Below are 23,777 nucleotides of genomic sequence, written 5' to 3' on the forward strand. Positions count from 1 at the left end.
GCCTGCGCAGATGGTACTGCAGTTATGTGGGAGAGTATGTCGTCGCCTTTCTTTTTGGAATCCTCATCATTTATTTGATGGGGATTTTTTGTTTTATATCAATTTTGTTGCCTTGTATTTAATTTAAAGAATACTTGGTTTTTCTACGTTAATAAGATTTTAATATGCTATAAATCTTAATAAAAAGAATATCCATAAATACGTTTAATATTTTGATATTTAAGAATTAATCTATTTTACTTAAATGGTGTTTTTTACATAATAATCTTTTAGTATTTAACATAAAAAATGTTTAATATTGCGTTTTTCATACTCATCTGATTAATTAATGTCTGTTTATAGCAAATATGCTGATTATGTTTTACTAAATCTCCTTAAGGAAGATAATCAGTTGGCTTATACGGAAATTTTTGAAAGATACTCCAGAATTCTTGTTAACCATGCTTATAAAATATTAGGTGATCAAGATGAAGCTAATGATGTGGTTCAGGAAGTGCTTTTATCTATTTGGAATAAGCGACATGACTTGGTTATAACAGGATCTCTTTCTTCATACTTGTACAAGGCTACAAAAAACAAAATACTTAACCATATAGCTCATGAAAAAGTAGTTTCAAGATATGCAGAATCTTTTTCAAACTTTATTGAATCTGATTACGTTTTTGCAGATTCTAAACTGAGAGAAAAGGAATTGGAAGCTATTATCGAAAAAGAAATTTCTCAACTGCCTGAAAAAATGCGTGAAGTTTTTCTTTTAAGAAAAGTTGAAGAGCTTTCGTATGATGAAATTGCACAGCAATTAAATATTACAGATAAAACAGCTAAACAACAGGTTTATAATTCATTAAAAATTCTTAGAGAAAAATTAAAATCAATGATGAATGTTTTTGTCTGGTAAATTTTTCTTATCCTTTTTGTTAATTTTTCTTGTAATAATTATTTGTAATTGTCTCATTATTAATGAGAAGCTAATGTTTTGAAGGAAATATTAATTATAAATTAATATTTTTTTATTTTTTTTTGCTTTTCATCTATGACAAAAAACATTTCTAACTGTCTTACTTAAAAACAAGACAAAATTTCGTATTGTAATTATGAATGAAACTGAATTCCTAGAATTGCTTAAAAAACATCAAAATGATACTTTATCTGATGACGATAAGGATAAACTTGATGCATGGTATTCATACAGAGTATCTACAAATAGTAGATCGCTAAATGAATATGAGCTGGAAGATAGTTATGAATATCTGAAAACAAGACTTCCTTTAAAAAAGGATGCGAAAGTAGTTGCTTTATGGCCTCGTATAGCTGTTGCTGCATCAATAGTAATGCTTTTAGGGGCAGGAATATTCTATTTTTCACAACCAAAAGAAATACCTGTTCAAGTTGTTGAAAAAACAATAGATATTGCTCCTGGAGGAAATAAGGGAATTTTAACCCTTTCGAATGGAAAACAAATTGTGCTTTCAGATATATCTTCAAAAGATATTATTGCTAAAGAAGGTGAAGAAGATGAAGTAACGATTAAAATGGATGCAAATGGAGTTATTACTTATATAATAAATGCAAATGCTGATGTTTCAAAAGAAAATGCTAATTTATTCAATACACTTTCAACTCCTACAGGAGGACAATATAATATAGTTTTGGCAGACGGAACAAAAGTCTTCTTAAATGCTGTTTCGTCAATAAAATATCCAACTCAATTTAATGGAGATCAAAGAATTGTTGAATTAGATGGTGAGGCGTATTTTGAAGTAGCTAAGAATAAAAATAAACCTTTTATAGTAAAATCTGTAAATCAGTCTATCGAAGTTTTAGGGACACATTTTAATGTGCATGCGTATGATAACGAGTCTATTATTAAAACTACTTTGTTAGAAGGAAGTGTTGCGATTACTTCTAAAAACCAAAAAGTAATTTTAAAACCTGGCCAACAGTCAAATGTATCTGAGAACTTTACTAAGATCTCGGTTAAAGAAGTTGATACTGAAGAAGCTATTGCTTGGAAAAATGGCCGTTTTAAGTTTGATAACGCTGATTTAAAATCTGTTATGAAACAATTGGAACGTTGGTATGGAATTAAAGTAGAATACCATGGTGATGTTTCGGATGTTAGATTTAACGGAGGAACGTTTAGAAATAAAAATTTATCTGAAGTATTAAAAGTACTTGAGCTTAATAATATAAAATTTAAGACTGAGGGGAAAACAGTTATTGTGTATCCTTAAATTTTAGATTTGCCCGATTATATTGATTCTATAAACTAAAAAACCAGAGGCAGTTGCGATGCTTCTGGTTGTTTAAAAAGTTTATAGCCAATATAAGTTGTCCACTATTGTTTAACTATAACCAATGTAAATGTATGAAATTAAATTTACAACCAAAAAAACCTTACAAAAAACTTAAGAAAAAGATTCCAAGAATTAATTTTTCGAATTATCAATGGATGTTTTGCGCTTTGTTTATGCTTATTTGCAGTTACACGGGGCAAGCACAGAATATTTCGATTAATTTCAAAGATGCTCCTCTTGAACGAGTTTTAAAAGAAGTAGCTAAGCAAGCTAATTATGAAGTTTTTTACACTCAAAAACTACTAAAAGATTCTAAACCTGTAACGATTAGCGTTAAGAATTCTAGTCTGAATGAAACTTTAAATCAGGTCTTTAAGAATCAAAATTTAAAATACACTCTTACCAATCAAACTATTGTAGTAACCGTTTCAAAAGAAGAGGAACGGGGAAACGTATTAATCGATATACGAGGAAAAGTAGTAAATAGTAAAAATGAGCCTTTTCCTGGTGTATCGGTAACTATTTGGGGTACAAACAGAACTGCTGTAACTGATTTTGACGGTGGTTTTTCTTTCGAAAAAGCGCCTTCAAATGGAATTCTTGATTGTTCTGGATTGACTATCGAAAAAAAATCAATTGCCATTAACGGGCGTACTGATTTGACGCTTGTGGTTGAAGATAAAATAGCAGCAATGAAAGAAGTTGTTGTAACAGGTTTTCAAACTATTTCAAGAAGTAATTTTACCGGTGCAATTACAAAAGTAGATGAAAAAACATTAAACGAAAATATCAATACTAATTTATCTAGTGCTCTTGAGGGGCGTGTAGCTGGTTTGATGTTTCAAAAGAATCCTAGTGGTGCAGCGGCTGATAAACCAATATTACGTGGTATGGGAACTTTTTCTAGCCAAGTAGGCTATAGTCCTCTTTTAGTAATAGATGGTTTGCCAACAGAATTGACTTTAGACGATATTAATCCTTACGATATTGAAAGTGTAGATGTATTGAAAGATGCAGCTGCTGCTTCGATCTACGGTTCAAGAGCTGCAAACGGAATTATCGTTTTGACTACTAAAAAAGGAAATGGTAAAATGAAAGTAAGCATTAATTCTGATTTCTTTATCGCAGAGAAACCCAATTTAAGGGATATGAATTATGCCTCGACAAGTGATTTAATCGATTTTGAACAAGCAGTTTATAATCGTGAAAGAGCTAGATTCGCTAATACGGCTACAATGTTCAGCAGCTATGGTGATATTGGAAATAGTAGTATGAAATATTACAGTCCACTTTATCAGCTTAATAGAGATTTGGAAGAAGGAGTAATTAATAATGCTGATTACAATTCTACAATTGCTCAATGGAGAAAGAATGACTACAATAAAGATTATCGCGATAATGTGTGGCAGAATGAATTTAGACAGCGTTACAACATTGCATTTTCTGGAAGTACAAGCAGACAAAATACGTATGTGTCGCTGAATTACGATGAATCTAAAAATCGTATTAAATATAATAATAGCCGTGCTTTCAATCTGTATGCAAAAAGCAGTTTTCAGTTGAATAACTGGTTAAATGCTACATTTGGAGTAAACGGAACTTACAGTAATGATGATGTAACAGATTCAAGCTATAGCAATTATGATATTCAAAAAAGATACGAACGTATTACTGATGACAATGGAAATTTAGTGATTTCTCCATTTGTTGGTATTAGTGATGGTTTTACTTCTGGAAGTATCATAAACCCTTATGTAGCAAGAAAAATTTCTACTTTAAGTGGATTTAAATCAACTCAATTTAATGTTTTAGATGCACTTAAAGAAGGTATTGAACAGCAAAATTCATTAAGCTTGAGAACTTTTGCCAATGTGAAAGCTAAACTTTGGCAAGGTTTAAGTTTCAATACGCAATTTCAATACGAAGTAAGGAAAAACGATAATGAGCAATATTATGCTATCGATTCTTACAAAATGCGTATGGCTATAAATTCTTTAACAGGATATAATCCAACTACAAACGCTTATACTTATGTAGATGGATTTTCAACTGGAGGAAGATACAAACAATATAGCAGTCAGGCGAGTAACTACTCTTTTAGAAATCAATTAGATTTTAATCAAGATTTTGCTGATGGAAAACATTCTATTAATGCTTTGGCTGGTTTTGAAATGCGTGAAACATTCGTACCAAGATCTATTGAGCAATTAAGATACGGTTATGATCCAGTTACTTTGAGTTCTGCTGTACTTAACAATCTTGCTTTAAGCCAAACTGGAGTTTCTAGCTATATTTATGGAAACAACCGTACGTTGTCTGCATTGTCAAGAACACAGCAGGAGATTTTACACCGCTATTTTTCAGTTTTTAGTACTGCGAGCTACACTTATTTATCTAAGTATAACATTACAGGAAGTTACCGTGTTGATAGAGCTGACTTGTTTGGAGTAGATCCAAAGTATAAAAATCGTCCTTTATGGTCTACAGGTTTAGGTTGGAATGTTAGCAACGAAGATTTCATGAAAGAAGTAAAATGGGTAAGTATGCTTAAGTTAAGAGCTACTTATGGTATTAACGGAAATATTGATCAATCTACAACGCCATATATTACAGCTACAAGAAGAAATGATAACTTGTATCAATCTCTTCAATATACCAATATTACGGCACAACCAAATCCGATGTTAAGATGGGAAAAAACTCAAAGTACCAATTTAGGTCTAGATTATAGTTTGTTTCGTGCGAAGTTAAATGGTAGTATAGATGTCTATCGTAAATACAGTAGCGATTTGCTTGCTACAACAGATTTGGATCCTACAGTTGGGGCATTAACTAGAAGAATTAATGCAGGAGCATTATTAAATAAAGGAATCGAACTTAGCGCCGGTTCTGAATGGTACAATAACGGCGATTTTCGTGTGGCTTCTAATTTAGTTTTTGCGTTTAATAAAACTACAGTTAAAAAAGTTACAAGAGCTCAATCTTCTGCTTCTGTTTATGTGGCTTCACCTGCAGATTATTTCAGAGAAAATGAAGCATATAATAGTTTGTATGCTTACAAATATGGAGGAATGGAGAACGGATATCCATATGTTTTAGATGAGAATGGAAATCCATCAATCACTTTTGATGCTAACGGAAATCCAGTTTCGACTTCAATCAAAACAGTTACAAATCCTGATGCTTTGGTAAATATGGGAAGTTTAATTCCAACTTATACAGGTTCATTTTCACAACGATTTTCATATAAACAATTCGATTTAAATTTCTTATTTGTTTTCTCAGGAGGAAATGTAATGCGTAAAGAAACTATGGATTTAGGGTCTGATTTAGTTAACCTTTCCGGTATTGCAGATCGATACACAGATACAAATAGAAATGAAAACACTCGTTTATACGTAGATTTTGACGAAAGCATTAGAAACTATGCTGCAACCATTAGCAGTCAATGGAGAAATTCAAGCGCCAATGTTGTAGACGGCGATTACATTAAACTTAGAAATATTTCATTAGGTTATAATTTACCAAAAGCTTTTGCAACCAAAATTAAAATGGTTTCTGCCAAATTTACTTTTCAGGTAAATAATCTTTGGTACTGGAGTGCTGCTGGAAATCATATTGATCCAGAAGTTTATACTGCAAATTCAGGAACACGTAATTTACCATCGCCAAGAACTTATTTGTTTGGCTTTAACCTTACTCTTTAAAAAATGAAAAAGATATATATAAAACTAATTTCTCTTATGATGTTGTCTGTAACATCATGTGAAGATTATACAGATGTGACGCCAAAAGGAGCTCTGGTAATTGAAACTCCTCAACAATTTCTTGAATTGGTGTCTTTACCAGGTAGAGGATATCCAATCAATAATTTTCAATATTTATCTGATGATCAATGGATGAGAGAAGCCAATGTAATTGGAAGAACTCCTAACATCGATATTATCAATTTTACTTTTGATGAAAGTGTAGATCGCGTTTCTTTACTTACTGGTTCAAGTTTTTACAATCAAGCTTACACCTATATCAACAGATGGAATACAATTATTTCTTTAGTTGACAATAGTAAAGGAGATGAAAGCATCAAACAATTAGCGAAAGCTGAAGCTAAAATTTATAGAGCATATGATCACTTTTTATTGATAAATACATACGCTAAAGGCTACGATCCGCAGACTGCAGCTACCGATGGAGGTATTTGCATTATGGATAAATTTGATTTAGAAGCACAACCAGCAAAATCTACTGTTGCTCAGGTTTATAATTTTATTCAAAAAGATATTGAAGATGCATTGCCGTATCTTAAAGAAAAACCACTAGATGTTTACCATCCATCATTAGCGTTTGCTTATGCTTTTAAAGCTAAAGTGCATTTGTTTAAACGCGAAATTGCTCAAGCACAAGCTGCTGCAGAAAAATCTTTAACTTATAATAATCAGATATTTGATTTGGTTGCTTATAATGCAAAAGGCGGACCAACAGCACTTGCTGTTCCAGCAGCTGATAATGTAGAAGTTTTGAGTTATATGTATATGACTGGTTATAATGAAATGAACTTCGCTCAAAGCTACATCATAAGTCCAGAATTGAGAACTCTTTTCGGAACTAACGACGCACGTTTTAATTTGTTTTTTAATTCAACAAGTACAACCAATTTAGACATAGGCTCAGGCACGGCTTATTGGGGAACGCAATACACCAGATTCTTTTATCCAACAGTTGGAATGAAAACGCCTGAAGTATATTTAATCTTAGCAGAATGTTATGCGAGAGATAATAAATTTGCCGAAGCAGTTGATATTTTAAATAAGTTAAGAGCAAAACGTATTTTATCTGGTACTGTAAATTTAACTGTTCCTGCAACAAGAAAAGAAACAATGGAACTTGTTATAAATGAGCGTAGAAAAGAATTGCTTTTAGGATTTAATCGTTTCTTTGATTTGAAGAGATTAAACACTGAAACTGAGTACGCAAAAACAATTACGAGAGTATTTCCAATCGTTAATAAAACCGTTCCGCAAAAGACGTACACATTACAGCCTAATTCAAGATTGTACATTATTCCGTTTCCTTTGAACGCATTAACGAAGAATCCAAAACTTACCCTAAATACGGACGAAAAAGTTCCGTTTTAATTCCAATGAAAAAAATAATATTAATGTTGATCATGCTGACTGTTGGAAGTCAGCATGGTTTTGCTCAAACTCCAGAAAAAAAAGCCGACAGTACAAGTACTACTCAGCCAAAAGGCATGCAGGCTTACAATAAAGTAATCACAGATAAAGCAATCAATAAGTCAGGTCTTTTTACGATTAGTCAGGTTGATACTAAATATTACTTTCAAATTCCAGATACTTTGTTTAATCGATATATGCTGGTAGTAACTCGATATTTGTCTACTCCTGAAGGAATGGGAATTTTTGGTGGAGAAAAAGCAAACGAACAAACCATTTATTTTGAGAAAGGATCTAACAACACCGTTTATTTAAGATCATTGCAATACAAGCAAGATGTTCGTTCTGCCGATTCAATGCTGGCAAAAGCATTGGCAGGAAGTAACGAAAATCCAATTGTAGCTGCTTTTCCAATTAAAACAACAAATCCAGATACAGGAAGTGTTGTGGTTGATGTAACCGATGCTTTCAAAAAAGATAATGCAATGTTTTCTATCGGAAGCACAGAGAAAACAGAAAAAAAGTTAAGTTCTCTTGCTGACGATAAATCGTTTATTGAAACAATAGATACATATCCAATAAACATTGAAGTAAAAACAACAAAAACGTATACAAGTTCTACAGCAAGTAGCGGAAGTATCACTTTGAGATTGAATACCTCAATTGTACTTCTTCCAAAAACTCCAATGCGCAAGCGCTTTTTTGATGAAAGAGTAGGGTATTTTGCTAACAAATATGTTCTGTTTGATGATGATGAACAAAGCGCACAGAAAAAATTTATTGTTCAGCGTTATCGTTTAGAGCCTAAAGATCAGGATGTTAAAAAATACCTGAGAGGCGAATTAGTTGAGCCAAAGAAACAAATTGTTTATTATATCGATCCTGCAACTCCTAAAAAATGGAGACCTTATTTAATTGCAGGTATCAACGATTGGCAAAAAGCTTTTGAAGCTGCTGGTTTCAAAAATGCGATTGTAGGTAAAGAATGGCCAGAAGATGATAAAACTATGAGTTTAGAAGATGCAAGATATTCTGTAGTTAGATATTTAGCTTCTGAAACACCAAATGCTTACGGACCAAGAATAAGCGATCCGCGAAGTGGAGAAATTATGGAAAGCCACGTTGGTTGGTATCATAATGTGATGAAATTAGTACAAAGATGGTACATGATTCAAGCTGGACCATTAGATCCAAAAGCTAGAAAAATGCATTTAGAAGATGAATTAATGGGGCAATTAATTCGTTTTGTTTCTTCGCATGAAATTGGACATACAATTGGTCTGCGTCACAATATGGGAGCGAGCAGCGCTACTCCTGTAGAAAAACTTCGTGATAAAAAATGGGTAGAAGCAAATGGCCATACGGTTTCTATTATGGATTATGCTCGTTTTAATTATGTAGCACAACCAGAAGATAATATTAGTTCAAAAGGAATTTATCCACGAATCGGGATGTATGACAAATGGGCTGTAAAATGGGGTTATACGTACTTTCCAAATGCAAAAGATGAATTTGAAGAAGAAAAAACGCTTGCTAAATTAACAACAGATAGTTTAACTGCAAACCCGAAATTATGGTTTGGTGGAGAAGGAAAAGACGAAGATCCTCGTAGTCAATCAGAAGATTTGGGAGACGATTCAGTAAAGGCGAGCGATTACGGAATTAAAAACCTAAAACGAGTAGTTCCAAATTTGATTCAGTGGACGTATCAGCCAAATGATGCTTATGACAATTTAGCGGATATGCATAAAGCAGTTGTATTGCAATATGGCCGCTATTTGTATCATGTATTGAAAAATATTGGTAATAATTATGTAACCAAAAGAACTGTTGATGAAAAAGGCATAGTATATCAACCAATTCCAAAAGCAAAAGTAAAAGCAGCGATTGATTACGTTGGAAGACAATTGTTTGTAGCTCCTTTGTGGATGTATCCAACAGAAATTGAACAGCTTATTCCGTTAAAAACAGCAGACCAAATATCAGATCAGCAGAATCAGGTTTTAAATATGCTTTTAAGCTCTGGAATGCTTTATAATATTAGCTTAAAAGCGATACAGTTTGAAGGAGCTTATACAGTTCCAGAATTTTTAAATGATTTACAGCAGACGGTTTGGGTAAAATTCAGCGGAGATGAAAAACAAGATTTTTACAGAAGAAGCCTTGAGCGTTCTTACATTGAAAAATTAGGAATGCTTTTATTGCCAAAAGAATTAGAGCCTGGAAAAGCAGCAAATACAGCACAACGTAGTGATGTGAATTTATACGGAAAACAACATCTTTTAAAATTAAAAGAAGATATTAAAAAGCTTATGAATGGAGCAACAGGATTAAGCAAAGATCATTACGAAAGCATTTTGAGCGACATCGAAAAAATTATTACAAAATTAGATAAACCTACATCATGAAAAAATTAGTAGTTCTAGCATTTCTTTACTTAAGCACTTTTGCGCAAGCTCAATTAACATCAAAAGAAGAAGTAACTCCTGACTTGGTAGAAAAGAGAGAAGCGCAGAAAAAGGAAATCACGAAAAATTATTTGGCTTTAAAAAATAGTTTTATAGTTTCAGATAGTCTTGCTGTTGCAAAAAATGCAGAAGCATTTAAAAACTCGTTGAAGAATTTCAGATTTAAAAAACTAAGTCTAGAAAAAATGAACGAAGCAACAACATCAAGAACAGAAATTATAGCATTAGCCGATCAGCTTATTGCGAATAAAAACATCAATAAACAACGAAAAGTTTTTGAAACACTTTCTGTGAAATATTGGGAACAAGCATCAAAATTTAAAGCTGCTGATGCGACGCTTTATTTGCAAGTTTGCCCTATGACTGGTGCTGTTTGGACAAGTGACAGCAAAGAAATTAAAAATCCATATTACCCAAAAAATATGCTGACTTGCGGTGAAGTAAAAGCAAGTTTATAAAAGTTAGAATTTGAATTAGTTTGATAAATACGGTATTCTGAAAGGAAGCCGTATTTGTCATTTCTAATTAATAAGAGATTAAAAAGCATTTTTTAATTCGAAAACGTTAATTATTAAACCAAAAAAAGCTGTCTAATTTTAGACAGCTTTTTTTATATTTTATCTTTAAGATTAGCATCGTTTCCTATACTTTTTGAGTTGACTCATTTTTACTGATGATGTCTATTTATATGAATTATCTTTTGGTTGAAGATATAAATAATGCGGAAAAATGGAATCTTTTTCCGTTTCGTTTATTTTTTTTACCCATTGCGGAAATTTATAATTCACTTTTATAACAGAATCATTCACTAAAGTATACTCGCAAAAACTGTCTCCGTTTTTAGGATACTCTTTAATACCGTTTGATTGTTTTAAGTATTTCATATCTAATAAACAATCACTTTTATAAGTCCAAAGAAGTTCTATTTTGTCGGTTTTAGTATGATAATGATTGGTGAAAAAATAATATAAGCATTGGCCATGATATTGATAAACTGCAAATTCTTTCTGAAAAACTATTCTTACCAAATATTTGGCTGTGTCACTTTGTTTGGGTGACCAAAAAAAATCTTGATCATCAGATATATAATTGCCAATTTTTTTAGGAGTTCTTTCTGGAGAACTTTCTTTAGGTTTTGGTTTTTCTACAACATTTTCTTTTCTGCAGCTTATTGAAAAAACGATAAGAAATAGAAGTACAATTTTTTTCATTTGAATTTGTTTAATGTTGTCTGAATTCCTTCGCTATCGGCAGTTGTTTTTATTTATCTTTCATTCTGGTAGAATGCAGCATTTCTAATTTCCATCCGTTTTTTGTTAAAATAGCCGTCGCACTTTCTAGCCAAGAAACTTTTATAGTTCTTTTATCGTCAAATGAAAATACAGCTTGGTTTTTGTATGCAATCCAAGCCATTTTGTTTAAGATCTTAATTTCAATAACTTCAATGGAGTTCACTCGAGTTGGAATCGATTTTTCTAGTAAAGCCTTGTCTAAATAATTTGCTATAGAGTCATTATTCCATACTTCCCCATTTTCTAAAAGAAGAAAATCTTTTGTGTAGTATTTATCAATATTCTTAGAATCTAATTTAGACCAAATTTCATCAAAAGATTCAATAATTAATTTTTCTATTTTTGATTTGTCGGTTTTTGTTGCCTTTTGTCCAAATGATAATGTCGTAAAGCATATCATGAGAATTATGGTAGTGAGTTTTTTCATTTTTTAATCTTTTTGGTTGTTAATGATATCTGCTTTTTTTATGTTAAGTGTAGATTACTAAGGTTTAGTTCTCTAACCGTAAATAACCCAATAATATTCCTTTCGGTTCTCTTTTGTCATAATACATTATAGTTAAATCTACTTTGGTTTTTTCAAATAGGTTTTGAATTTTACTTTTACTTATTTCTAATTCGTCACTATTTTCATAATCACATTGTATTAAAACTTTTTCTCCTTTTGATAAAGTAATTTTTTGTTTTCCATATGATTTTGTATCACGGAAAAAAACAATTTTTAATGATTTAAAATCATCGTTCTTTTTTAGTACTCCAGTTAGTTTGTAACATTCACGCTCATTGCTACGAAATAACACTTTCGAATCTTTGTATATCTGCCAATTTGTAATCGTATCTATTTCTGTTTTTGCCGAAGAAAACTGAGAAAAACCAAATAAATAAAATAATAGGAATGTTTTTAGATACTTCATTTAAACAATATTTATTGCTTTATTTTTTTAAATCCCGTTACATAATCAAAGCCAAGTTTTCCTTTCAAGAGACATAGTTTTATTTCTTCTCCCTCATTAAAATCATTATATCTTGTTTTCCCTACAGAAAACCTTTCTTCATTACCATTTTCCATTTTCAAATAGAAAAAATATTCAGTAGATCTGCCACCGCTAATGCTTTTGCTTTCTATTTTATAATTTTTATAAAAAGTTGTTGGGTTAGCAAAATAATGGTTTACAAAACTTGCTAAAGCTGTAGATATTAGAAAGAATCCTATAAATAGTCCAAGATGGACGGTATATCTTCTTTTACTTTCATAATACACGCTTGGATTTGTTAATTTTAAAATTGTTGTTGTAATGATTGCTACCAGAATTCCGAAAACACCAGCTGTCCAAAAAAGTTTTGTACCCTGTATTGTGTTATCAAAATTTCTGATTTCAAACAATAGAGATATCAAGCTAATAAAAAAAAGTGTAGTCGAGAAATAGTAAACTAATTTGTCTATTGGTTTAGTATTTTTTTCATAAGATATCTTTGGAGGAAAAAAGTCGTCTATAATAAGCTTTGAAATCGCAACAATTTGCATTAGTTGATACATTCCATATAAAAAGAATGGTAAAGGAAGAAGTCTAAAAGTTCCTTTATTATCAGCAAATAATACAATCGGAATTATACATAATCCTATGATTATAATTTTTTTGTAAAATTCTTTCCTTATAAAAGAAGCCCCTTTGTTTTTACGATTATGGTTGTTTTTTTTATTCAAAATGAAGGGAATAAGCGAAGATTTGTTTTGCTTTTGTTTTCTCAAATATATTTATTTTTTCTTACAATTTTAATTCACCAAATAAAAAAAAGCCATCCTAAATCAGGACAGCTTTTTTCAAAAAATAGTTGTGTGTTTTTGGGTTTAGCCCAGTTTAATATTTGAATTAATTTATTTTAACCAAATGCTCTTCGATAGCTTTTCTTTGTGATTCGTATTGAGCTGGAAGTTTTAAGTTTTTACCTAATTCTTCTAAACTTTCATCTACTGTAAATCCAGGATTATCAGTTGCAATTTCGAATAAAACTCCTCCTGGTTCTCTAAAGTATAAAGAGTGGAAATATTGTCTATCAATTTGTGGTGTAATCTGCAATCCGTAATCTGCAATTTTTTCACGGAAGTGCATTAAAATCTCATCATTTTTGACACGGAAAGCTACGTGGTGAACAGTTCCGTTAGCATTTAAACCACGTTTTTCTTCAGCCAATTCTACCAAGTCAACAATTGCAGCATTTTCTACAGCATCTGTTGCATAACGATAACGGTTTACATCTTGATCGATTAATTTATAACCAAATATTTCAGTTAAAATAGCAGCTGTTGGCTTAATGTCGTTTAAAGTCAAAGTGATGTTATGAAAACCTTTTGTGGCAACATCTGCTTTTACTTCATCAGTTTCCCAAGCTTTTCTGTTATCTTCTGTTTTAGATTCGATTAACTCTAATTTTAAACCGTCTGGATCTAAGAAAGTCAAATATTTTTCTCCGAATTTTTCAGCTGGTTTATTGTAGATTACATTGTATTTCTCAAAACGTTTTTGCCAGAAATCTAAACTTCCTTTTGGAACAGAATAACCAATTTCGGTTGCCATTCCAGAACCTTTTCTTCCTTGCTGAATTCCTTCTCCCCAAGGGAAAAAAGTTAAAATAGTTCCTGCGCTTCCAACTTCGTCTCCAAAGTAAAAGTGGTAAGTTCCCGGATCATCAAAATTTACCGTTTTCTTGATAAATCTTAATCCTAATATGTTAGAGTAAAAGTTGAAATTACGTTTAGCGTCACCTGCAATCGCAGTAATATGGTGTAAGCCTAAAATTTTATTTTCCATGGTGTTTTTATATTAAATTGTTATTTGATTTTTCTTTTACAAATTTACGTCCGTTATAGTTCTGCATCGATTAACCTAGATTAAGAAATAAAAAGCAGCTTGTTTTCTGCGTGTCAATATATATTCAAATTATATTCCATTTGAAGTAAACTATTGTTTATCAGTGGTTTTGAAGTTTGTTTTGTTTTTGAATTCGACGATATATCGTAATTTTATGAATGAAGTATTTTATATTTAGAAAATCAATAGCGATTTAATAAAGGCTATTTCTTAAATTTACGGTATTACGCATTTAAATACCGCAAGAGTTACCGTTATGGAAGAATCAACAGATAAAACTGCAATCCTGATGAAAAGACTGCAGGAGAGAGAACAAGAACAAATGTTGATTTTATCTATCTGTACGGCACTTTCTTCCATTTTAAATAAAGAAGATTTTAATGACGTTGTAAACGGTTTATTAAAAGACAATTTTCAGTTTGATGATTTTATTCTAACTTCTTCAAATAAAGATGAAACGGAATATCAAATTTTCTATCAATTATCAAATAAAAATATCGACTCTAAAAATTATTTGCTGAATGACGGATTTTTCAATCTCTGTCTAGATTCTGCCGACACCGTTATTTTTGATTTAATTCAAGATCAAAAAAATCCCGATTATATTCAAAACAATCTCAAAAAAGGTTTTAAAAACGGAATCGGAATTTGTCTTCCAAATCTAAAAGGAAACCGAAATGTACTTTTTCTTTTCTTTAAAAATGCCAAAACTTTTACCAGAGAATCCAATCGTATTTTAAGAGGAATTGCAATGCAGCTTTCTATCACGGTTCGAAATATTATTTTGGCTCAAGAATATGAAAACAATATTGCAGAGTTGAAAATACTTAAAAATATTTCATCAGAAAATAATCAGCATTTAGTCGAATTTGAAAAAGAAGGTTTTCAAGGAATTGTCGGAAACAGTGATGCAATGCAAGAAGTTTACGAATTGATTTCGCAAGTAGCATCTTCCAATTCTACTGTTTTGATTTTTGGTGAAACGGGAACTGGAAAAGAGTTGGTAGCAAATGCAATTCATCATTTATCTCAAGTTTCGAAGAATAGAATGGTAAAAGTAAATTGTGCTTCTATCCCAGAAAATCTGATTGAAAGTGAATTGTTCGGACACGAAAAAGGCGCTTTTACAGGAGCTACAGAACAAAGAATAGGCAAGTTTGAACAAGCTGAAAATAGTACTATTTTTTTGGATGAAATAGGAGAGTTGCCTTTAGAATTGCAAGGGAAACTGCTTCGTGTTTTGCAAGAAAAAGAAATAGAGCGAGTAGGCGGAAACAAAAGCATTAAAATTAATGTAAGAGTAATTGCCGCGACCAATAAATCACTTCAAAGAGAAGTAGCCGAAGAACGATTTAGAAGCGACTTATATTACCGTTTAAATGTTTATCCGATTCCGCTTCCAGCTTTACGCGAACGCAAAGGTGATATTGAAGTTCTTGGAAATTTTTTCTTAGAAAAACACTCCGAAAGAATAGGGAAGAAGATTAAAGGTTTTTCAAAAAAAATACTCAATAGCATGACGGCAAATGCTTGGCCAGGAAATGTACGAGAACTCGAAAATATGGTCGAAAGAAGTATTTTGTTTGCGAAAGAAGATGTAATAAAAGAAATGACTTTTCCAGAGATTTTTCTATCAGAATCGGAAACTTCTAAGACAGAATTTCAAACTAAAACTTTGCAAGAAGTTGAAAAAGAACATATTTTGAAAGTCATAAAAAAATGCAACGGCAGAATTTCGGGACCGCAAGGAGCTGCCGTTTTATTAGGTTTGCCGTCTACAACTTTAGCTTCTAGAATGCAGAAATTAGGAATTAAAAAAGAACATTTTTTAGACTAATTTAGTGCTGATTCATATTGATTTTTCCAGAAGAAATAGCCCAATAAATCAATAATAGCATGCTGATTGCCAGAGCGATGGCAGGATATTGAAATGAAACTGCGAATGCAATCAAGTAAGTTGGAAATCCGTACAAATAATTATTTCTGATTTTTTTAATCGCAGAATCTGTAATTCCGGGACGCAATAACTTCTTGTTGTGACTAGCTATAAACCACAGCAAATTGTATGAAACATTAATCAATACAAAAATTCCGGTATAAATTGCTACGGCAATTGTTGAAGCTTCTCCCTCAAAAAAACGAGCCAATAAAGCCGTTGGATAAGAAACGGCTGTAACAAGAAAAAGAATCAATCCGTTAGAAAACATAATCGCTGTATTTCGGCTATAAATCTGTTTAAAAATTTTGTGATGATTGACCCACATGATAAAAATGCTGAAAAAAGAAAGCGTAAAAGCGAGATAAGCTGTCCATTCACTTTTTAAAAAAGCTAATAATTCTGCGCCATTTTTTATGGCATTAATTTCTGGCGCATGAAGATCTAAAACCAAAAGCGTAATCGCAATCGCAAATACTGCATCGCTGAAATTCTCTATTCTTACGGTTTCTTTTTCCATGTTTATAATTTTGTAATTGATTTAATTTAAACGCAAAGAGCGCAAAGATTTACGCAAAGAGCGCAAAGTTTTTAGATAAAGCTTTGCGAACTTTGCGGTTAGATTTTTTCTATCCTAGTATTCGAATTATATTTTTATAAATATTGATTTTCGAAGTTTAGGCTCAATATTTTTTGTTTTGTGTCCTTTTCCTGTAGTATCTTCTACCAATAAAATAGAGCCTGTAGGAAATGTTCTTTTTTCTCCTAAAGAAGTTTCAATTTCGACTCCGCCTTCCAATAAAACAATATATTGGCGGTCGGGTGCATTGTGAAAATCGTAATCATAAGAAGGGCTAACTTCTCTAAAAACGATAGATTTGACAGGTTCATCATCAGATAAAAATCCGATATCGCCATTGTTTTTTAACGGAACATCAAAGTCTTCAAAATGACTTTCTCCATTTGCATCGCTGTAAACTCGCGTTATCGTAATCATTATTTTTTATTGAAGACCAAAGCATTCGCACAATCAACTTCGTCTTGACTAATAGTATGGCCCATATTTGGGTAGATTTTTTTAGTAACATCTGCGCCCATTTTTTCCATAAGCGTTTCAGTGTCATTTACTCTTTCTACCGGAACATGAAAATCAGGATCGCTAGTTCCAATAAAAACCGGCGTGTTTTCGAAATTTCCAGAATAATGATTTTCATATACTTTATCGCCAATTAATCCGCCCGTAAAAGCAACGATTCCGCCATATTTTGCAGCATTTCTTGTAGTGAATTCCAAGGCAAGACAAGCGCCCTGAGAAAATCCTAAGAAATAAATATTCTCTTTTTCGATTCCATTTTGCTGAATAGCAACCACAACCTGATGAATAGCTTCAAGAGATTTTGAAAATGAAGGTTCGTTTTGATCAAGAGGAGCTAAAAAAGAGTACGGATACCAAGTTCTGTTTTCTGCCTGAGGCGCTACTAAAGCAAAATCTTGCACTTTAAGATGTTTGGCAATAGAAAGAATATCATGTGCTCCAGCGCCACGACCGTGAATCATGATGAGTGCTTTTTTGGCTTCATTTAAAGGAACGCCGTCTGTTATTATTTCGGTATTCATAATAGATTTTTTTTGAATGTTGTATAAAGTTTTTTTCTCGCAGATTTGGCACAATCTTGTCATTTCGACGAAGGAGAAATCTTCGCAAGTAGCTCGACAAAGATTAGATTCTCGTAGCGGAGTTACTCGTGGAGATTTGCTTCGCCTGTTCGCTATCGCTCGAGTCTCCTTCGTCGAAATGACAAACTTTGGTGATATACTTTCTCAAGAATTAATTACTTTTTCCAAATATCTTCATATTCATCTGGATGTCTTTTAAATTGTGCGTGCACATAAGGACAAAGTGGTAAAACTTTCAGATTATTAGCACGTACGTACGAAACCATTTCCTCCAAAAGTTTTTTTGCATAACCTTTTCCTTCGGCTTCTGGTTCAACTCCAGTATGGTAAACCGTTAGTAAATCTGGTTTTAGACTTACCGTCATTTCGCCTAGTTTTTTGTCATCAACATAGAGATTAAAAGCGCCATGTTGTTTTTCGTCTAATTCTAGTTTTATTGTTTCCATATTTATTTTTTTATTTTCTGGTTTAGAACCACAAAGTTCGTTAAACTAACAGTTAAGTCTACTTAATGTAGATTAATTATAACCTTGTTTTATACCTAATTTTTTCATTTTTGAATACAAAGTCTGCGGTTGCATTTTGAGCATTTCTGCCGCGCCTCCAGGGCCAGAAACTTTTCCGTCGCAGAGTTGTAGTGCATTCATAATGTGTTCTTTTTCCATTTCTTCCATCGACTTCATTTTTCCTGTATGCACAACTTCAAAAGGCGCTGAAATATTTGAAGGAAGATCAAATTTTTCTATTTCGGTTGTTTTTGCAAGCAATACATTTCGTTCTATTAAATGTTCTAGTTCGCGAATATTTCCTGGCCAATCGTAGTTTTGTAATTGTTGTAATGCAATAGGACTAATACTGTTGACATTTCTTCTAGAACTTGCAGCATATTTTTTTAGAAAATGATTAGCCAAAGCTTCAATGTCTTCTTTACGTTCTTTTAAAGTTGGCAATTGTATCGGAAATACATTTAAACGATAATATAAATCAAGTCTAAAACGGCCTTCTGCTACTTCTTTTTCTAAAGATCTATTGGTTGCTGCTACAATGCGAACATTGATTTTAGTGGTTTTATTACTGCCTAATCTCTGAATTTCTTTTTCTTGCAAAACGCGCAATAATTTTACTTGAGAATCTAACGGCAATTCTCCAATTTCGTCTAAGAAAATAGTTCCGTTGTGAGCCTGTTCAAACTTCCCAATTCGTAACGCATTTGCTCCTGTAAAAGCCCCTTTTTCATGACCGAAAAGTTCCGATTCGATTAAAGATTGCGGTAAAGCTGCACAATTTACAATCACAATCGGATTTGAATTATTTTGCGAAAGATCATGTATCGCGTGCGCAACTCTTTCTTTTCCTGTTCCGCTTTCACCCAAAATCAAAACTGAAGTTTCTGCCGGAGCAACAATTTTTATTTTCTCGACAACTTCTTTTAAGAGCGGACTATTACCAACAATTCCATCAATTTCCTGAATTTGAGTATCGATTTTAACTTCTCCTAAACTTCCCTTTTCTTCATTAAATCGATATTTGGCAATGTCGAGCATTACAATAAGATCTTTTTCTCTAAAAGGCTTAACCATAAAACCGTACGGATGCGTTGCTTTTACAGCTTCAAGCGTACTCTGGTTCGTATTTGCCGAAATGTATAAAAAAGGAAGATGCATTTCTCGTAATTCCCATGCAAGGTCAATTCCGGTTAAATCACCTTTTAGCATAATATCCAGCAAGATCCATTCGGGTTTTTTATCCTCTATTAATTTTCGAGCTTGAACCACAGAAGAAGCAATGCCGACAACTTGATATCCTGCTTTTTGTAGCATGATTTTTAAATCATTTGCTACTATAAATTCATCTTCAACAATTAAAATTTTCTCCTTCATTATCTAATTTATGACCTTTAAGAATTTTCAGCAGTAACTTCAAATTCTGTATTTCTTGTAAATGTAATTTTGATTTTCAATCCGTTATCATTTTTCATTTCAAATGTTCCGTCAATCTGGTCGCTTAATCCCATCATTAAATTCATACCTAAAGAATCTCTTTCGGTATTTTCAAAATCTTCTGGAAGTCCAACTCCGTTGTCTGCAATTTGCAGTTCGTAATTATTTTCGCCAATATTTTTAAGAACGATAATTACTTTTCCTTTTTGGTTTTCGGGAAAAGCATATTTAATAGCATTGTTAACTGCTTCATTTATAATTAATCCAAGCGGAACTGCTTGTGCAACATCAAGATACGTTTTTTCTACTTCTAAAACAAAATTGATATTTCGATCGGTATCAAAACATTCTTTCATGTAATTGATCAATTCATAAACATACCAAGACATATCAATATTGGCCAGATTATCAGATTGATATAATTTCTGATGAATCAACGACATAGCGTGCATTCTATGCTGGCTGTTTTGAATTGCCATCAAAGCGTCTTCATTATCCAAATAAGCCGATTGAGTATTTAGTAAACTAATGACAATCTGAAGATTATTCTTCACACGATGGTGAATTTCTTTCAGAAGCCATTCTTTTTCAATCAGCATTTTTTTGTTCAATTCATTTTGTTCATTTATCTGCTGACGCTGAATTTCTAATTCCTCGTTCTTTTTCTTTTTTAATCTAAAACTGTTATATAGAAGTGCAAGAAAAAGGATCAAAAAGATAACACTTCCAATAAATACATATTTTACCACCGTATCTTTCTGGATCTGAATTTGCTGTACTTTTGCTTGTTCTTGCAGCAAATTGATATTTTTATCTTTCTTCTCGCTTTCAAATTCAATTTGAAGACTATTAATTTGCTTGCTTTTTTCTCCTTTAAAAACCGAATCAGAAAGACTTTTATAGAGTTGGTAATGTTTTATTGCATTGATGTAATCGCCTCTTGAGGAATCTGCTTTAAACCAAATCAGATAACTTTCAGATCGGATTAAGTTATTTCCCGCGCCCGCCGCAAGAGAGTCCAAGCGTTTTACATTTTTATAGAATTCGTCGTATTTTTTTATTTGATAATGATATGAAGCAAAACTTCTTAAAACAGCAATACTATTTCCGTTTCTATCGGCATTTTCGCCATAATAATCTGCCAGCTTTTTATAGTAAATTGAGGCAGTTGCATTATTGTTTAAAATCCTGTAAATATTGAACAAAAGATAGTTCTCTTTCATGATGCGTTCGATATTAGAACTTGGAAATTTCTGTTGCATTTCTTTGATAAGTTCCAATGCCTTTTTTTCTTTTTTCTGACGAATAAGCAACGAACAAAGATTTTCTCCAATTGTTCTAACATATTCAGTATCATCAAATTTTTTGGCAATTTCGAATGCTTTAAACCAATATTGCTCGGCATCATCATTTTGGCGCAAATAATAATAAACTAGACCAACATGATTGTAAATCGAGCTTAGCTGTAATGAATTATCACGTACTGCAAGAGCTGTTTTTTCTGCTAAAAGTGCATATTTTAAAGATTCAGGATAATTCCCTTTTTGTGTATTAACCTCAGAAAGCAGATTATAAACTCCTTGTAAACTTTTGAATTTTATTGTTTTATAAATTTCGAGAGATTCCTTTAAATAATTTTCTGCTTTATCAGGCTGTTCGTTGATGCTGTATAATTCTCCAAGTTCTTTTAAAACAGTAGCTTGTTGTTCTTTGGCTCCCGCTTTTTTAAAAAGCTGAATCGCCATTTGTTTATACTTTGCTTTCTGTTCAAGTTCTGCATCATAAATGGACAATTCGGCATAACTGCTGGCTTGTAATTCGGTCAGATTATTGGTTTTAGAATAAACAATTGCATTTTTTGTTTTTTCTAATGCATTTTCGACATCTCCTTTTTCTCTATAAATCTTCGCGCCTAAAAGAATTGATTTTCCTTTTCCGAGTTTATATTTTAATCGGTCGCTTAATAAATTTGCCTGCGTATTGATACGGTCTGCATTGTCCAGATCGTCTTTATTTTCGCCAGTTTTTGTTAAGTAATAATCGCTTAAAGCTAAAAGTAATTCGACCTTTTTCGGGTTACTTTCAGCTTTAGCAATTTTATTTTTTAACACATCAGGATTTTCTTTGGATTGCGCCTTTAGGCCTAGATTTACAAGTAAAATTAAAATCACTGTAAATAAGGCGTGTACGTGGTTTTTGACAGAAATAATAGGGATGAAATTCATTTTTTAAAGATACTATATTATCAGAAATCTGCAATCCAAAATCCTTGTTTGTCTAGCTTTCTCGATGGTATAAATAACAAATTATCATTGCTGCTCCAGGGAGAATTAAAGTTCCTAATCCGAAAAACTTTCCTGCCACTGCACCCAGAAAACAGCCCACAAGAAATCCGATTATGGTAACTAATTGTTTCTTAAAACTTAAAAGAACCTCAGCATCTTTTAATCCGTTTTTTAATAAGTTTCCTAAATCGAGAGAAGCCTGTGTTACATTTCCCGTCATCATAGTTGTCGGGCCGTGCGTTTCTTTCGCGTAAAGCTTTCCAAAAGCATTCTGAAGTCCCATTGCAAAAACGGTTGTCATAGCAACAGTATACATAGTCCATTCTGAAAAATTTTCTAAATAGCCAAAAACGTAAGAAGCAATTCCACTCAGAACCAATATTACGCCTTCCCAAAATAAAATAGTGTAACGATTAGTCGCTTTTAAAGCAATTCTTCCTCCAACAATTACCGCTATTATGAAAATTGGAAAAGTCAGCAGTTTTATCCAAGCATGCAAATCTGAACCTTTAATAATTTGATAAGCAAAGACAATAAAGTTTCCCGTAACGTGCGCTGAAAATATCGAATCGGCAGCGACAAATGTTACGGTATCGCAATACCCCGCAATGATAGTAAGGAGCAGGGTTACGTACCAGATGTTTTTTTGTTGTATTTCCATATTTTTTTATTTCAAATGTGCGCGAAGCATCCAAGCCATTTTTTCGTGATTTTCTACAAGTCCCGTGATAAAATCACTCGTTCCAGCATCTTGCAGTTCGTTAGCGATGCTATTGATATTTTCACGTAAGTAAATAATAATGCTTTCGTGATCGAGAAGCAATTCTTTAATAAAACCATTAGCATCGTTTTTTTCTTGTAATTCTTCTGTAAGATGTGTCAAAGCTAAAAAGTCTTTTAAAGTTGCAGGAGTGTAATGACCTAAAGATCTGATTCTTTCTGCAACAGTGTCAACGATTTCATCAATAGCATCATATTGCTGTTCGAAGAAAAGATGTTTGTTGTAAAAATCAGGACCTTCAACATTCCAGTGTGCTCTTTTTGTTTTGGTATAAAGTACAAATTCGTCTGCCAATACTTTAATTAAAACATCTACAACTTTTGAGATGTTATCTTGTTTTATTCCAATGTTTGTTTTCATTTTAAATTTGGTTTAATGAATAATGTTTTATGTTAGTGATAAGGAAATTAAACACATAGAAACATAGATTTTTTTGATTTTGAAAAGAGTTAAGAAAGAAACTAGTTTCTAACACATAGCTGTATCTTAAGCTCTTTGCGAGAACTTTGTCAAAGTTTTAAACTTTGACAAAGTTGACCAAGCTATGTTTGTTAATGCAAGTGAAACGCCTTTTCTATTCTCAAAAAAAATCTATTTTCTATGTATTTAAATTAATTGTTTAATAATGTTAATAAATAATAATCAAGTGAATAAGTTCCTGCGCCAAGTGCAAGAAGTAATGATAGTGATAGCGTGTACATATAAGGAACGTCGCGCACTTCTAGTGAATCATTTCTATGAACCACAAAATAACCTACTGCCGTGACACCAATTGTAGGAAGAACGGCAAGACGTGTTCCGAGTCCTAGAATAATAAAAAAAGGAACAACCGTGTCTGAAAACGTAGCAACCAATCCGTTCAGTTTTTCTGGCAGATGCAGCGGATTTGGAACGTGTTCTTTCTGTCCGTTTTCAACTCTGAATTTCTTCATTCCGTGTACTCTGAAAAGTTCAATGGCAAGCAGAATTCTAAAAACTAAAAGAGCTGCATTATTGAAAGCATTTCCTAAATCGGAATTCAAAATTTGTTTTATAATTTCAATCATTTTTTAAAATT

21 protein-coding genes are annotated in these 23,777 nt (G+C 32.3%); 7 read left to right on the forward strand and 14 right to left on the reverse strand.

Annotated features, from left to right (window positions below; all coding sequences use genetic code 11):
• Positions 1-328 precede the first annotated feature (328 nt).
• The 6 genes from HNP35_RS22970 (at position 329) to HNP35_RS22995 (ending at position 10,397) form a co-directional block, all read left to right on the forward strand.
• Entirely contained in the window at positions 329-898 is a 570-nt protein-coding gene (locus tag HNP35_RS22970) for an RNA polymerase sigma factor (RefSeq protein ID WP_184167939.1), read from the forward strand.
• Positions 899-1,094: 196 nt separating this feature from the next.
• Positions 1,095-2,234, forward strand: coding sequence for a FecR family protein (locus HNP35_RS22975; RefSeq protein ID WP_184167941.1), 1,140 nt, complete (start codon positions 1,095-1,097; stop codon positions 2,232-2,234).
• Between the two features lie 134 nt (positions 2,235-2,368).
• A complete protein-coding gene (locus HNP35_RS22980; protein WP_184167943.1) occupies positions 2,369-6,004 on the forward strand; it encodes a SusC/RagA family TonB-linked outer membrane protein in 3,636 nt (1,211 codons plus the stop codon).
• A 3-nt stretch (positions 6,005-6,007) separates the two neighbouring features.
• Positions 6,008-7,432 (forward strand): RagB/SusD family nutrient uptake outer membrane protein, encoded by a 1,425-nt coding sequence (locus tag HNP35_RS22985; protein ID WP_184167945.1) that lies wholly within the window; start codon positions 6,008-6,010, stop codon positions 7,430-7,432.
• A 5-nt stretch (positions 7,433-7,437) separates the two neighbouring features.
• Entirely contained in the window at positions 7,438-9,879 is a 2,442-nt protein-coding gene (locus HNP35_RS22990; protein ID WP_184167947.1) for a zinc-dependent metalloprotease, read from the forward strand.
• Positions 9,876-10,397 (forward strand): DUF3347 domain-containing protein, encoded by a 522-nt coding sequence (locus tag HNP35_RS22995; RefSeq protein ID WP_184167949.1) that lies wholly within the window; start codon positions 9,876-9,878, stop codon positions 10,395-10,397. The genes HNP35_RS22990 and HNP35_RS22995 overlap by 4 nt, the downstream gene beginning before the upstream one ends.
• Before the next feature lie 222 nt (positions 10,398-10,619).
• Here HNP35_RS22995 and HNP35_RS23000 read toward each other — a convergent pair whose 3' ends face one another.
• The 5 genes from HNP35_RS23000 to HNP35_RS23020 all read right to left on the reverse strand — a co-directional run bounded on the left by HNP35_RS23000 (position 10,620) and on the right by HNP35_RS23020 (position 14,041).
• Positions 10,620-11,150: a hypothetical protein gene (locus tag HNP35_RS23000; RefSeq protein ID WP_184167951.1), complete on the reverse strand. Its 531-nt coding sequence runs from the start codon at positions 11,148-11,150 to the stop codon at positions 10,620-10,622.
• 49 nt (positions 11,151-11,199) lie between these two features.
• The gene (locus HNP35_RS23005) at positions 11,200-11,658 is read right to left on the reverse strand and encodes a DUF4440 domain-containing protein (protein ID WP_246453666.1); all 459 of its coding nucleotides are present in this window, start codon (positions 11,656-11,658) and stop codon (positions 11,200-11,202) included.
• 64 nt (positions 11,659-11,722) lie between these two features.
• Positions 11,723-12,145 (reverse strand): hypothetical protein, encoded by a 423-nt coding sequence (locus HNP35_RS23010; RefSeq protein WP_184167953.1) that lies wholly within the window; start codon positions 12,143-12,145, stop codon positions 11,723-11,725.
• Between the two features lie 11 nt (positions 12,146-12,156).
• Positions 12,157-12,936 (reverse strand): hypothetical protein, encoded by a 780-nt coding sequence (locus HNP35_RS23015; RefSeq protein WP_184710835.1) that lies wholly within the window; start codon positions 12,934-12,936, stop codon positions 12,157-12,159.
• Positions 12,937-13,102: 166 nt separating this feature from the next.
• Complete coding sequence (locus tag HNP35_RS23020) at positions 13,103-14,041, reverse strand: ring-cleaving dioxygenase (RefSeq protein ID WP_184167957.1); 939 nt, start codon at positions 14,039-14,041, stop codon at positions 13,103-13,105.
• A gap of 316 nt (positions 14,042-14,357) precedes the next feature.
• Between HNP35_RS23020 and HNP35_RS23025 the strand changes: the two genes are divergently transcribed.
• Positions 14,358-15,938, forward strand: a complete 1,581-nt coding sequence (locus HNP35_RS23025; RefSeq protein ID WP_184167959.1) for a sigma-54 interaction domain-containing protein — start codon at positions 14,358-14,360, stop codon at positions 15,936-15,938.
• A gap of 1 nt (position 15,939) precedes the next feature.
• Here HNP35_RS23025 and HNP35_RS23030 read toward each other — a convergent pair whose 3' ends face one another.
• From HNP35_RS23030 to HNP35_RS23070, 9 genes are all read right to left on the reverse strand, one after another.
• Positions 15,940-16,557, reverse strand: coding sequence for a TMEM175 family protein (locus HNP35_RS23030; protein WP_184167961.1), 618 nt, complete (start codon positions 16,555-16,557; stop codon positions 15,940-15,942).
• A 126-nt stretch (positions 16,558-16,683) separates the two neighbouring features.
• The gene (locus tag HNP35_RS23035; protein WP_184167963.1) at positions 16,684-17,034 is read right to left on the reverse strand and encodes a hypothetical protein; all 351 of its coding nucleotides are present in this window, start codon (positions 17,032-17,034) and stop codon (positions 16,684-16,686) included.
• The gene (locus tag HNP35_RS23040) at positions 17,034-17,654 is read right to left on the reverse strand and encodes an alpha/beta hydrolase (RefSeq protein ID WP_184167965.1); all 621 of its coding nucleotides are present in this window, start codon (positions 17,652-17,654) and stop codon (positions 17,034-17,036) included. Before HNP35_RS23040 ends, HNP35_RS23035 begins: the two co-directional genes overlap by 1 nt.
• 215 nt (positions 17,655-17,869) lie before the next feature.
• The gene (locus tag HNP35_RS23045; protein WP_184167967.1) at positions 17,870-18,160 is read right to left on the reverse strand and encodes a GNAT family N-acetyltransferase; all 291 of its coding nucleotides are present in this window, start codon (positions 18,158-18,160) and stop codon (positions 17,870-17,872) included.
• Positions 18,161-18,232: 72 nt separating this feature from the next.
• Positions 18,233-19,594, reverse strand: a complete 1,362-nt coding sequence (locus tag HNP35_RS23050) for a sigma-54-dependent transcriptional regulator (RefSeq protein ID WP_184167969.1) — start codon at positions 19,592-19,594, stop codon at positions 18,233-18,235.
• Between the two features lie 17 nt (positions 19,595-19,611).
• Complete coding sequence (locus tag HNP35_RS23055) at positions 19,612-21,879, reverse strand: tetratricopeptide repeat-containing sensor histidine kinase (RefSeq protein ID WP_184167971.1); 2,268 nt, start codon at positions 21,877-21,879, stop codon at positions 19,612-19,614.
• A gap of 52 nt (positions 21,880-21,931) precedes the next feature.
• Positions 21,932-22,600: a YoaK family protein gene (locus tag HNP35_RS23060; protein ID WP_184167973.1), complete on the reverse strand. Its 669-nt coding sequence runs from the start codon at positions 22,598-22,600 to the stop codon at positions 21,932-21,934.
• Positions 22,601-22,606: 6 nt separating this feature from the next.
• Entirely contained in the window at positions 22,607-23,080 is a 474-nt protein-coding gene (locus HNP35_RS23065) for a Dps family protein (protein ID WP_184167975.1), read from the reverse strand.
• 251 nt (positions 23,081-23,331) lie between these two features.
• On the reverse strand, positions 23,332-23,766 hold the full coding sequence (locus HNP35_RS23070) for a DoxX family protein (RefSeq protein ID WP_184167977.1): 435 nt from the start codon (positions 23,764-23,766) through the stop codon (positions 23,332-23,334).
• Between the last annotated feature and the right edge of the window lie 11 nt (positions 23,767-23,777).

Source organism: Flavobacterium notoginsengisoli (assembly GCF_014207905.1).
In the GTDB taxonomy this organism is placed as follows: Bacteria; Bacteroidota; Bacteroidia; order Flavobacteriales; family Flavobacteriaceae; genus Flavobacterium; species Flavobacterium notoginsengisoli_A.